The sequence below is a fragment of the Candidatus Delongbacteria bacterium genome, from assembly GCA_020634015.1.
Lineage (GTDB): Bacteria > CAIWAD01 > CAIWAD01 > CAIWAD01 > CAIWAD01 > JACKCN01.
The window spans coordinates 143,136-155,760 of sequence record JACKCN010000007.1; the positions used below are offsets into that span (position 1 = coordinate 143,136).

Sequence of the window (12,625 nt, forward strand, 5' to 3'; positions counted from 1 at the left end):
GCCTGCGGCCCGGGGCGGTTTCCCACGGGGCTCAGCGAATCAGGGCCAATCGCCCCTGCACACGACTGCCATCGGGGGCCACCACACTGTAGAGATAGACTCCGGATGGCAGGGCGTTGCCTTGATGATCCTGCCCCAGCCAGCGCACGGCGCCCGAACCCTCGTGTTCCTCAAGGGTTTCCAGCAGTTGTCCATCCATGGCGTGCAGGCGAATCGTCGACCCCCGGGGCAGCCCCGCGAAGACCAGACCGCTGCCGCCCTCCGCACCGGGTCCGGATACGCGCCAGGGATTGGGATAGACGCGGAACTCCGCCAGCCCCTCCACGGCGGCCTGAATCAGCACCCGGGCGCCGTCCCCCACCAGTGGCGTCCCGTCCGCGGCCCGCAGCCCCTGACTGATCAGCAGCAGGCGTGGGCTGCCTGCCCGCAGCGGACGCGAGGGATCGAGGCTCAGCACGACCGCGCGTTCCGATTCGACGGCGGGAGCGGCAATCTGTTCCCGAAGTGGCTCGAATCGATACGATTCGGCAAGCGCCAGACCCTGGGAATCCATCGCCCGGCTGAACTCCAGGCGCACGCGATTGCCGGGCAGCACCTCCGCCCGCTGGATCACGGGGGCGGGCAGAGCCTGCGGCTCGCGCGCTAGACCCAGTACCAGACTGTCCATCCAGGCTCCGCTGGTGCCCACGAGGCCTTGCAGCTCGAGGGTCCAGTCTTCAGGCTGGCTCACTGCGGGCAGCTCCAGGCGCAGCAGGCGCCCCTGGCCACTCAGCAGCATGCTCGCGGGCCGCCTGGGTTGGCCCGCCGGATCGCGCAGCTGAATCGCCGATTCCAGCCCAGCCCGCCGCAGGGCGGCGCTGAAACGCAAGGTCAGCCCGGTGTCGCCGCTGTGTTCCCACTGCTCCAGCTCGGGGGGATTGGCGCCCTGCAGTTCCAGACTGGGCGAGAGGGCGCTGCTCTGGCCGGCCCGCAGGCTGCGCAACCGGTAACTGCGGCGCTCGCCCGCCACCAGGCTGCTGTCCTGCCACTCAAGCCCTTCGCCCGCGAGGCGCGCCAGCACCGTGTTCGCCGGCTCGCCCGCCAGCACCAGAACCGAGTCGGGCACAACCCCGGAATGGCTCCAGGCCAGCAGGATCCGGTCACGGGCCAGCGGACGGCTGCGGCTGTCCCAGAGCGGCGGGCGTGGATCGTCGGGTTCGTCCGCGCGCCAGAGGCGACTGCCGGCACTGGCCGCGCCGTCGGCGGGCAACAGCAGTTCCTCCTGGCCATCGCCGTCCCGGTCCAGCACCAGCAGGCTTGCGCCATTGACGCCCGCACCCAGTTGACGGAGGGCGCCCAGACGCCTGCCCCCCTCAGACAAGGACACGCTGTAAGCCAGCGGTGTCAGCAGCAGCGCCAGTTCGGCCTCTCCATTCTCAGGATGCCAGAGGGCCAGTGCATTGGCGAAACCTTCGCCGTCGGCCACTCCCACAAAGTCGAGGGAGTCCAGGGGCAGCAGGTCCCCGGCGGGCTCGGGTCGCCCCAGCAACAGCAGGCGCCAGACCTGGCCGCCCGCTTCGCTCTCCTGGCTGGGCGCCGGGCTGTGCAGCAGCAGCGCCACACCCTGAGCCGCACCCTGGGGCACCGCACACAGCCAGGCGCCGGGGCCCGTCCAGCCCGGAAAGTCCAGCTGCGAGTCCAGCCTGCTGGTGCCGCCGGTGAAGGCATGGCTGAAGAGATGTCCGGAACGGTCGGCCAGAAACAGCTCGCTCTGGCCGTCCCCGTCCGTGTCGGCAAGGCAGCCACCGGGCGGGCCCTGGGCGCTGGGCTGGCCTTCCCAGGGGCTGGGCAGATCCAGCAGCCAGTGGGGAGTCGGTGCGCGGTCACCGGCAGGATCCTCGACGCAGCTCCAGAGTGAGTTGCGGCGCAGGTCGTCCGCAGTCTGCAGCAGCAACAGATCCCGCGGCGAGAGCGCGGGAATCTGGATCAGGCCCCCCGCCCAGTGCTGCCCGTCCTGCCACACGAGGCTGTCGGGAAGTCCGCCCTGGCGTGCTTCCCAGAGTTGGGCGCGGCCCGAGATGCCCAGCAGGAATTCGCTGTTGCCGTCGCCGTCGCTGTCGCCCACCCCCTTGGGCAGCAGGTGGCCGAAGTCTCTGGCATCGGGAGTCACGGTACCGTCCGGGGATATCGCATACACGCGGCAGACATCGGGCACCAGCCGGTTCTGGCTCCAGGGGGCCAGCAGGGTTTCGGGAGTGCCGTCGCCGTCCCAGTCCCCGGCTTGGCCCAGCCAGACACCCGCGGGAAGGTCAAAGGACTCATCCGCACGCACGGCCGGTGGGTCTTCCGTGGGCCAGGTCAGGGAAACAGGCTCCGTGCGTGTGACAAGCCCCGCCTCGTTGACCAGTTCCAGCGTGATCCGGGCCGTTCCGCCCGCCGGGCCATCCAGCAGCAGCCGGTGCTCTCCGGCCAGAAAACGCGTGCGCCGGATGCCGCCGGGTTCCAGTTCCGCGGTCAGGCTGGCGCGCTCGTCGCACGCCAGTTCCAGCAGAAAGGGTTGTTGCCCGGCCTGGCGCACGCTGCGCCAGCTCTGTTCCAGAATCACCGGCGCCGTGTCATCCAGTGCGAAACGGCTGTGCGCCAGCACCCGGTTGCCGTTCAGGCTTTCCAGCTCCAGCCAGAGGGAGTGGCTGCTCTGCGGGTCCAGCTGGGCGAGGATCGCGGAATGCAGCGTGTCAGCCACCCAGGGAGTATCGCTTGCGGCCAGACTCAGTCCGCTGGCCCAGCTGTCGCCCAAGCGGAGCTCGGCATGGGAAAAGAGCGAGCCCCAGGCGCTGAGCACGATGCCCTGCTCCAGCAGACTCGCGGAGGGCAGCTGGGTGCCATTGGCCGGAGAGAGAATCGCGACCCGGGGCGCTCCCCCGAGGGACAGCAGGACCGGCGGATCAAGTACCCCCGCCGCGCTTTCCTCGTCCCAGCCCTCGGCGCCGATGTCCCGCGCGCTCAGCAGCAGGCGATCCTTGACCCCGGCCGGGCTCAGGTCGGGCTCCAGGCTGAGCAACAGGGCACAGGCCGCGCTCACCCAGGGCGCCGAGGCGCTGGTGCCCGAAAAGCTCTGCCAGCCTCCGCCCAGAGCGGTGGTGAGAATGTTCACCCCGGGCGCCAGCAGATCCAGTCCGGGGCCGTAACTGGAGGATCCCGCGCGCACCAGGCGCGGTGGTCCCTGCAGCAGGAGGGCCGATCCCACTGCGATGGTGCTCGGAAAACCGCTGGGCCAGTGGGGACTGGCATCTCCCGTGTTGCCGCTGGAAGCCACAGCCACCACGCCCCGCGAACGGGCGTACTCCAGCAGATCCTCGAGCAGCGGACTGGCGGCCGTGTCACCGAAACTCAAGTTCAGCACACGCGCCCCGCGGTCGATGGCGTAGAGAATCGCGGCGGCCACGTCATCTTCTTCCAGCCAACCCAGCGAATTGGCCGCGCGCAGGGGCAGCATGCGGCAGCCGGGGGCCAGCCCGGCGATGCCCAATCCATTCTGGCGTGCGGCACCGATGATGCCCGACACGGCCGTGCCGTGGCCGTGCTCGTCCCAGGGCTGGTTGTCCTGTTCGCGGTGATCCCCGGGCGCGGGAAATTCCGGGGAGTCGGTGAAGTCCCAGCCCAGCAGGTCGTCCACGAAGCCGTTGCCGTCGGTGTCCAGCCCGTCCAGATCGTCCGGATCCAGGCGCCAGCCGCCCTGCCCATCGGGCTGGATCACGCCGTCCCCGTCCAGGTCTTCCCCCGCATTGATCGCCCACTGCTCGCGCAGATCGGGATGCCAGGGGTCCACGCCCGTGTCGATCACGGCCACGATGAGGCCCGGATCCCCCTCCGTGATCCGCCAGGCGCTCTCGGCCCCCAGCCAGTCCAGGGCCCATTGCTCACTGCGCAGGGAATCGTCCGGGGTCACGGGGTCCTGGCAGAGCGCAAGCCGGCGGTTGGGCCAGATTCGCTCCACCGAGTCCAGCGCACGCAGCGCCAGCTCCAGTTGATCGGGGCGACCGCTTTCCAGCAGATGCCAGCCCAGGGATGCCTCGTGGGAAGAGCGATGCAGCGGGGTATCCGCGGTCAGCAGACCCGCCGGAAGGCCGGCCAGTTGGGACGCACTGCGTGATCCCGCGGCGGCAGGGTCTTCGCGGAAGCGCACCAGCAGACCGTTGGCGTGGGTGGGCCCGGTGAGCAGCACCATCAGCAGCGGGAGGAGTACGGCCCGGGTCCGCCCGGCAAGGGCGTGTCCGGTGTGCCGGGCAGGGGCCGGCCCGCGCTCAGGAATTGCGCTCGGCAAGCCGTGCTTCCAGGCTTTGCCGCCATTGCACGAGCGACTCGTGATCGCCTTCGACATTGCCGGGTTCCAGCAGGTCGCACACCACTCCCAGAGCCAGTTCCAGGTAACCCTGTTCCTCGTAGACCCGCGCCAGGGCGCGGCTGCGGATCGGTTGGGGCGTGCCCTGGGCCGTGCGTGTGACGAACAGTTCGCCATGGTCCGGTGCGGCGGGAACCGCCGGCGGTTGGGGAACCGGGGGAGCCTCGGGTGGGGCGATGTCCTCGACCGGGCCGCCTTCGACGGGGCCGCCCTCGACGTCCACCGTCCGCCGCGGGTCCTGCGGGTCCGGGTCCTTTCCGGGGGACGGGGGGCGTGTGGGTGACGGTTCGCGCGTATCCCCGGGAAGAGCCTTGCCCGGGGCCGGCTGCGGAGCTTCGGGGCTTTCGTGCACATCGATCAGGCGCCGGATCAGTGTGGCGATCTCTTCGTCACGCGCGCGCCGTTCGCCTTCGGTGGGTGCGAGGATCTCACGGAATTCCGGCTCGTGAATCAGGCCCGCGCTGCGCATCCGGTCCCGCAGGCGCGGATTGAGCCGGTCGCGGCTCCAGGCTTCTTCCAGCAGGCCGTTGACCGTATCACGGCTGGCACTGGCCATGCACTCCACCAGCAACTCGAAGGAAGCATGACCCGAGACACAACAGGAGCTGGCCAGCAGCAGTTCGCGCCGCGCGTCGTCCACCTGGCCCATCGACAGCAGCAGTTCGCCCAGCACCTGATGGCCGCTGGAATAGGCCGGATAACGCTTGATGCCCTGGCGCAACAGGCGCAGGGCCTGGCGGCTCCGGCCTTCCATGGCCTCCAGTTCCGCCAGACGGGCGAAGACCCAGGGACGACGGCCAAGCGAGCGCCGCAAGGAGCGGATCTGGGCTTTCAGGTGCATGGGGAGTCCTCCCTGGGCTGACCGTTGAAGGGCGCCGAATGGGCGAGTTCCGGGTCCAGCTCAAGCCATTCCAGTGCCGACGGCAGTGCGTTGAAGACCTGGCTCGTCACCGCACGGTCGCGCGAGAGCTCGACGAAACGGCGGCAGATGGCCAGCAGGGCCGGGTCCTGCGCCACGATCGCGCGGCGGTAGAATGGGTAGTGCTCGCCCAGACGATCCTGCAGGGTCACGGCCTGTTCGACCAGATCATCCTCCGGAATGACCCGGGCCGCGCCCAGATCCACCAGGGAGATCAACCGACTGTCCACGCTCATCAGCTGGCGCACCGTGAGGTGCGCCTGGAACGCCAGCCGCCGCAGAACGCCCAGGTTCAGGTCCTGATCCACGCGCACGTGCACCAGTTTCAGGTCGGGCAGAAAAGTCAAGGTCTCGCCCATCACCAATCCGCCAGCATCTTCTGGTTGATCGAGAGCACCAGCTTCTCCACCGCACGCCCGATTGCCTGGTCACGGGTTTCGCTGGCGGGATCGTAGGTGCCCCACTCATTGAACGTGGTCTTCCACAGTTCCTTGTCTTCCACCAGATCGACAAAAGCCACTTCCACTTTCAGGGTCACCCGGATCCCGGTCACCTGATCCTGGTCGGTGAACTGCTCCACCTTTTCCGTTACCGCCAGCAAGCGCGAATCCAGCCTGGAATTGGCGCCGTCCAGCGCGCTCACGCTGAGCAGCCCATCGGCCAGAAAACGGTCGGTGAGCAGGTCGGTCAGGGTTTCGGCGATCCCCGACTCGGCGGTCCTGTTTTCGACCAGCGGAATCGCGATGGTCTTGAGGTGGGGCGGCAGGGTGCCCTTGAGCGAATAGGCACAGCCCGCCAGCAGGACCAGGCCGACAAGCAGGAAGGTTCGAAGGGTGGCTGGGCGCAGGTCTCGCATGGGGTCGATTCGTCCGTTGGGGCCGGATCCCGCGTGAGTGCGGGCGGCGGTCAGAGTCCGTAGCGCCGGATCTTGCGGTAGAGCGTGCGCTCGGAGATGCCCAGTGAGCGGGCCGCCAGATTGCGATTGCCACCATGGTCGGCCAGCACTTCGCGGATGTGGTCGCGTTCCAGTTCCTCGACGGTCATCTGGGTCAGATCCAGCTCCTGGCGCGACAGACGTTGTGCTTCCTGCTGCTCGCTCAGCAGGGTCTTGATCTCGGCCAGTTCGTGCTGGATGAAATAGAACATCTGGCGCAGCAACTCGGGCGTCATGGCCGAGCCCTCGGACTGGCTCTCCATGGGACGCAACACGGGCAGCAGCGCGCTGGAGCCGTCCTGGGCCAGGCGCTCGTCGACCAGACGGGCGTCGATGGCTCCGCCCCCCGAGAAGATCAGCAGGGATTCGACGAAGTTCTTCAGTTCACGCACATTGCCTTGCCAGTAGTGGCCCTGAAGCCGTTCGAGAGCCTCGGGGCGCAGCTGCGGTTCGGCCATCCTGTTGCTCTGGCAGAAATGGGTGATCACATGGCGCACGATGTCCGGAATGTCTTCGGGCCGGTCACGCAGCGGAGGCAGCACGATGTTGATCGCCTTGAGCCGGAAGTAGAGATCCTGGCGGAAACTGCCCTGCTGGACTTCGGTGGCCAGGTCGCGGTTGGTGGCCGCCACCACGCGCACGTTGACGTTGAGCGGAACCTGTCCGCCCACCCGCATGAACTCGCCGGTTTCCAGCACCCGCAGGATCTTGACCTGACTGAAGAGCGGCATCTCGCCGATCTCGTCCAGAAAGATCGTGCCGCCATTGGCCAGCTCGAACATGCCCTTGCGCTGACGATCGGCCCCCGTGAACGCGCCCTTCTCGTGTCCGAAGACTTCGGACTCGAAAATGCCTTCGGGAATCGCGCCGCAGTTCACCGTGATCAGTGGCCCCTCGGCGCGACGGCTGTTCTCGTGGATCGCGCGGGCCACCAATTCCTTGCCCGTGCCCGACTCGCCCGTGACCAGCACACTCAGATCCGTGGCCGCCACCTGGGCGATCACGCTGGCCACCTGCTGCATGGCCGGACCGCTGCCGGCGATGCCCACTTTGCGCAGCAGGGATATCACCCCCGGCCTCCCTGACGTTCGCGGAACCAGCGGGCCGTGGCGCGCAGTCCGTCCTCGAAGCTGACTTCGGGCTGCCAACCCAGCACGGCGCGCGTGTGACGGATGTCGAGGCAGCTGGTGCGCTGCTCGCCCGGGGCCGCCGGACCGAAGCGTTCAGGAGTGTCCGGCGCCAGCTCGTCACGCAGGATGCGGAACAGGGCCACCACGTCGCGCTCGACCCCGGTGCCCACGTTGCAGGTCAGTTCCTCGCGATCCACGGCCAGCGCCAACCGACAGGCGCGGGCCACATCGGAAACGTGCACATAGTCGCGGCTCTGCAAACCGTCGCCATTGATCACGGCCGGCTCGCCGGCCAGCAGGCGCTTGCAGAAGATGGCCACCACGCCCGCTTCGCCGTGGGGATTCTGGCGTGGGCCGTAGACATTGCCGAAACGCAGCACGGTATGGGCCAGCCCGTGCTGTACCCGGTAGAAGTGCAGGTACTTCTCGAGGCTGAGCTTGGTGATGCCGTAGGGACTCACCGGGCGGCAGTCGGCGTCCTCGGGAGTGGGACGGTGCTCGGTGTCGCCGTAGATCGCTCCGCCCGTGGAGGCGAAGACCACGCGCCCGACTCCGCTGGCCACGCACTGCTGCAGCAGGTTGAGCGAGCCCAGCACGTTGGTGCGGGCGTCGGCCACCGGGTCGGCCACGCTGGCGCGCACATCGATCTGGGCCGCCAGGTGGTACATCACGTCAAAGCGTTCACGCTGGAACAGCCCGGCCAGTTCCGGGTCACCGATGTCGGCACGATGGAACACGGCGGTGCGGGCGATGAACTCCTCCTGCCCCGTGCTCAGATTGTCGACGATGTGTACCTGATGACCATCGGCCAGCAGCCCGTCGCAGAGATGGGATCCGATGAAGCCGGCTCCCCCGGTCACGAGAATCTTCATGACGTGTGTTCCTCACTGGCCGCGCTTGCGGCGATGTCGCGTCGATGCTGCATGCCGGCGAAACCCGTGCCGGCCAGGGCCGTGTAGACCTGCGTGCGGGCCTGGCCCAGGCTGGGGGCACGGGCCATCAGCGAATAGACCCGCCCACCCGCGGTCACCAGGCGGCCGTCGGGATCGAGGGCCACCCCCGCGCAGAACACCTGCACCGGGTCCAGACCGGCCAAGCCATGGATCGGCAGCCCGGTGGGGCTGGGGCCAGGATAGCCCTCGCTGGCCGCGACCACGCAGACCGCGCTGCCCGGCCATGAGTCGGGGCAATGCCAGTCGGCCAGGCCCTGGCCGCTGCCCACCCGCCAGGCCAGGGCCAGCAGGTCTTCTTCCAGCAGGGGCAGCACGACCTGGGTCTCCGGGTCGCCAAAGCGGCAGTTGTATTCGATCACCCGGGGCCCATCCTCGCAGAGCATCAGGCCGATGAAGAGCAGGCCCTGGAAGGGACAGCCTTCGGCGGCCATGCCACTCAGGGTGGGTTTGAGAATGGTTTCCACGATCCGGGAGCGCAGGGCCGGAGTGGCCAGCGGCGAAGGGGCGAAGGCACCCATGCCGCCCGTATTGGGGCCCGTGTCGTTCTCGCCCACTCGCTTGTGGTCCTGGGCGGGGGCCAGAATGTGAGCGCGTGTGCCGTCGCAGAGTGCGAAGAAACTCAGCTCGGGGCCCTCGAGGCGGCGTTCGATGACCACCTCGCGCCCCGCGTTGCCGAAGCTGGCGCCGCTGAGCATGCCACGTACCGTCTCACGGGCGTCGTTCAGGCTGCCGGGCAGCACCACGCCCTTGCCGGCGGCCAGGCCATCGGCCTTGATCACCACAGGCCAGGGCGCGTTCTCCAACCAGGCGCAGGCGGTCTCGGGATCGGTGAAGCGTTCATGCTCGGCGGTGGGAATGTCATGGCGGGCCATGAAGGCCTTGGCCCAGGCCTTGCTGCCTTCGAGGCGGGCGGCGGCGCGCGAGGGGCCGAACACGTGCAGACCCCGGGTCCGCAACTCGTCGGCCAGACCCTCCACGAGAGGTTGCTCGGGACCGATCAGCACCAGATCGACGCCCGAGTTGTGACACCAGGCGGCCAGTTGCTCCGGTTCGGCGGCACCGGGACCCTGGATGCGTTCGCCCCAAGGTCCCATGCCCGGGTTGCCGGGCAGGATGAAGAGTCTGGCCAGCAGCGGGCTCTGCTGCAGTTTCCAGGCCATGGCCGCCTCGCGGCCACCCGACCCGATCAGCAGGCAGGTCAGGCTGTGTGGGGCGGGCATCGAGTCGATCACGAAGTCTCTCCCGTCTGGGCAGAGGGTCCGGCAGACCCGACCGACTCCCAGGAGTGTGCCGGCCAGCGGGCCCGATGGGCGCTCAGTCCTGCTTGGGTGGCTCGAGGAACTTTCGCGGGCTCTTCAGCACTTCCTCGAATTCCGGTTGCTCGTGCAGGGTCTTGAAGAGCTGGTCCTTGCGGAAGATGCCGTAGCCTTCCTCGAAGCGCTTCTTGATGGTGCGACTGCCCAGCAGGGCCATCGCCAGCCAGGGAAAGGCCTTGTCATACTCTTCGAGGCGATCGAAGACCTGGGCCCGCTCGAAGGCGTAGATATGGGGTTCCAGCGTGTAGCGCCGTTCCATGAAATCAAGAATGCGCAGGGCTTCGGCCGTGGCGGTACGCTTGATCAGCAGCTGCACATAGGTCGTGGTCGTGTGTTTCATCGACTTGCTGTCGCGCCGCGTGCGCGTCGAGTCGTCGACCTTGAAGGGCCGGAAGTAGGCTTCGCGTGCCCGTTCGTACATGCCCTTGCGCTCGGCGATGATCAGCTCGAGCAGGCAGACGCGCCAGTGATCCTTGAGGACCAGGAATGGCTCAAGTTCCTTGGCCAGCACGGAGGGCTTTTCCGTGAAAGCCACCTTCTCGAGCTGGGAGGCCACACCCTTGTCGAACCGGGCCAGCAACTTCTTCATCTCTGCCGTGTCCGGGTGCTCGGGAGTGCCGTTGCTGAGCGCCCAGGTCCACCAGCCTTTGGCGGCCGCTTCCGTGGCGGTGCTCATGGATGATCTCCTTGTTTGGATCGACCGTACACGCTGTGCGGACGGTCGTGAATCCCGTGTGGCCGTGCGACATCCGTCCCCGGCCACTCCCGACTCAACGCCCCCCGGGGGGCTTCATCCGTTTCAGTTTGCGCACCGCTTCCCCGGCCTGACGCCGGTTGCGGCTCTTGCTCTGTTCGCGGCTTTCGTTCTGGGGGCGAAAGGCCTTTTCGCCCTCCGTCCCTTCCAGTTCCAGCAGACGATCTCTCAATTCGGCCGCCCGTTCGAAGTCCAGGGCGGCGGCGGCGCTCTCCATCAGCGAGCGCAGCACATCGGTATCCTCGACGGCCTTCTCCCAGGGCGCCATCCCCTCGGCCACCTGGGCCGCGCGTTCGGCGCTGCGGTTCCAGGCTTCCAGCCGACGGGCCTCATCCAGCACGGTGGTCGAGGCCAGCACTTCGTGTGAGGACTTGCGCACCGTGCGTGGCACGATGCCGTGGCGCGTGTTGTACTCCGCCTGCATCGCCCGGCGTGTCTCGGTCACCTCCAGCACCCGGGCCATGGCGTCCGAGATCCGGTCGCCGTAGAACAGCACGCGGCCGTGGACGTTGCGCGCGGCACGTCCCACGATCTGGAACAGGCTGCGGGCGCTGCGCAGGAAACCTTCCTTGTCCGCATCCAGCACGGCCACCAGCCCGACCTCGGGCAGGTCCAGACCCTCGCGCAGCAGGTTGATGCCCACCAGCACGTCAAACTCGCCCAGACGCAGGGCCCGCAGCAATTCCACGCGCTTGAGGCTCTCGATGTCGCTGTGCAGATAGCGCACGCGAATCCCCAGCCTCGCCAGATAGGTGCTCAGGTCCTCCGCCATCCGCTTGGTCAGCGTGGTCACCAGCACGCGCTCGTCACGCGCGATGCAGGCACGGGCTTCCTCGACCAGGTCCTCGATCTGTCCCTTGCTGGGCCGAACCGTGATCTCGGGGTCCAGCAGCCCGGTGGGCCGCAGCACCTGCTCCACCACCTGTCCTCCGCAGCGCTCCAGCTCGTAGTCGCCCGGAGTGGCCGAGAGGAACAGGGTCTGGGGGCAGAGTTCCACGAACTCCTCGAAGCGCAACGGTCGGTTGTCCAGCGCGCTGGGCAGGCGGAAGCCGTGATCCACGAGCGTCTGCTTGCGGTTGCGGTCCCCGTTGAACATCGCCCGCACCTGCGGGATGGTGGCGTGACTCTCGTCGATCACCACCAGCATGTCCTCGGGGAAATAGTCCAGCAGGCAGTAGGGACGTGTGCCCGCTTCGCGTGCGTCCATGTGCCGGCTGTAGTTCTCGATGCCGCTGCAGTACCCGATCTCCTGCAGCATTTCCAGGTCGAAGCGTGTGCGCTGACGCAGGCGCAGGGCTTCCAGGGGCTTGTGGGCCTCCTCGAGGGCCTTGACCTGCTCTTCCAGTTCGGCCTCGATCGTGAGCACGGCGCGTTCGATGCCCGGCTGGGTGGTCACGAAGTGCTTGGCCGGGTAGATCAGGCTGGCATCCTTTTCCGCCAGCGTGTCCCCGCTGAGGGGGTGGATCTCGCGGATCGACTCCACCTCGTCGCCGAAGGTGTCGATGCGGATCGCCGTCTCCTCGTAGGCGGGCTGGACCTCGATCACGTCCCCGCGCACCCTGAAGGTGCCCCGTTCCAGCTGGGACCCCGCGCGCACGTAGTGGATGTCCACCAGCTTGCGCAGAAAATCCTCGCGGTCGAAGGGCTGGCCCACTTCGGCCACCGCCATCCGGGCCTTGTAGTCCTGGGGGCGCCCCAGTCCGTAGATCGAACTGACGCTGCCCACGATGATCACGTCCCGGCGCTCCAGCAGCGAGCTGGTGGCTTTCAGCCTCAGGCGGTCGATCTCCGAATTGATCGATGCGTCCTTCTCGATGAAGGTGTCGCTGCCCGGGACATAGGCTTCCGGCTGGTAGTAGTCGTAATAGCTGATGAAGAATTCGACGGCGTTGGAAGGGAAAAATGCCTTCAGTTCGCCGTAAAGCTGGGCAGCCAGAGTCTTGTTGTGTGACAGCACCAGGGTCGGTCGCCCCAGCCGCTGGATCACATGGGACATGGTGAAGGTCTTGCCACTGCCGGTGACTCCCAGCAGGACCTGAGCGTCTTCGCCGGCCTGGAAGCCCTTCACCAGTGTCTCGATGGCCTCGCCCTGATCCCCCTGGGGGACGAACTCCGTCTCCAGCTTGAACTGACCGCTCATTCGCCTCCACCGGAGTCCTGCCCTGCAGGGTCGGGGTGCCGGATCACGCACGCGGGCGTTTCCTTGGCACGGAGCCCTGGATTGAAGCGCTGAAGGTA

The 12,625-nt window shown here is 67.7% G+C and carries 9 protein-coding genes; all 9 read right to left on the reverse strand.

Translation table 11 applies throughout. The annotated features are described in order from the left end of the window. Positions 1-31 precede the first annotated feature (31 nt). The 9 genes from H6678_13460 to uvrB all read right to left on the reverse strand — a co-directional run bounded on the left by H6678_13460 (position 32) and on the right by uvrB (position 12,527). Complete coding sequence (locus H6678_13460) at positions 32-4,303, reverse strand: S8 family serine peptidase (protein MCB9474801.1); 4,272 nt, start codon at positions 4,301-4,303, stop codon at positions 32-34. Then, positions 4,284-5,222 (reverse strand): tetratricopeptide repeat protein, encoded by a 939-nt coding sequence (locus tag H6678_13465; GenBank protein ID MCB9474802.1) that lies wholly within the window; start codon positions 5,220-5,222, stop codon positions 4,284-4,286. The genes H6678_13460 and H6678_13465 overlap by 20 nt, the downstream gene beginning before the upstream one ends. Next, a complete protein-coding gene (locus tag H6678_13470; protein MCB9474803.1) occupies positions 5,213-5,659 on the reverse strand; it encodes a hypothetical protein in 447 nt (148 codons plus the stop codon). Before H6678_13470 ends, H6678_13465 begins: the two co-directional genes overlap by 10 nt. Then, positions 5,659-6,156 carry a hypothetical protein gene (locus H6678_13475; protein MCB9474804.1) on the reverse strand — a complete coding sequence of 166 codons (498 nt, stop codon included), beginning with the start codon at positions 6,154-6,156 and terminating at the stop codon, positions 5,659-5,661. Before H6678_13475 ends, H6678_13470 begins: the two co-directional genes overlap by 1 nt. Before the next feature lie 50 nt (positions 6,157-6,206). Next, positions 6,207-7,304 carry a sigma-54-dependent Fis family transcriptional regulator gene (locus H6678_13480; GenBank protein MCB9474805.1) on the reverse strand — a complete coding sequence of 366 codons (1,098 nt, stop codon included), beginning with the start codon at positions 7,302-7,304 and terminating at the stop codon, positions 6,207-6,209. Beyond that, complete coding sequence (locus H6678_13485) at positions 7,301-8,236, reverse strand: NAD-dependent epimerase/dehydratase family protein (protein ID MCB9474806.1); 936 nt, start codon at positions 8,234-8,236, stop codon at positions 7,301-7,303. Before H6678_13485 ends, H6678_13480 begins: the two co-directional genes overlap by 4 nt. Next, complete coding sequence (gene purD, locus H6678_13490) at positions 8,233-9,519, reverse strand: phosphoribosylamine--glycine ligase (GenBank protein ID MCB9474807.1); 1,287 nt, start codon at positions 9,517-9,519, stop codon at positions 8,233-8,235. The genes H6678_13485 and purD overlap by 4 nt, the downstream gene beginning before the upstream one ends. A gap of 112 nt (positions 9,520-9,631) precedes the next feature. Continuing rightward, positions 9,632-10,309: a hypothetical protein gene (locus tag H6678_13495; protein MCB9474808.1), complete on the reverse strand. Its 678-nt coding sequence runs from the start codon at positions 10,307-10,309 to the stop codon at positions 9,632-9,634. Positions 10,310-10,403: 94 nt separating this feature from the next. Next, positions 10,404-12,527 (reverse strand): excinuclease ABC subunit UvrB, encoded by a 2,124-nt coding sequence (uvrB, locus tag H6678_13500; protein ID MCB9474809.1) that lies wholly within the window; start codon positions 12,525-12,527, stop codon positions 10,404-10,406. Between the last annotated feature and the right edge of the window lie 98 nt (positions 12,528-12,625).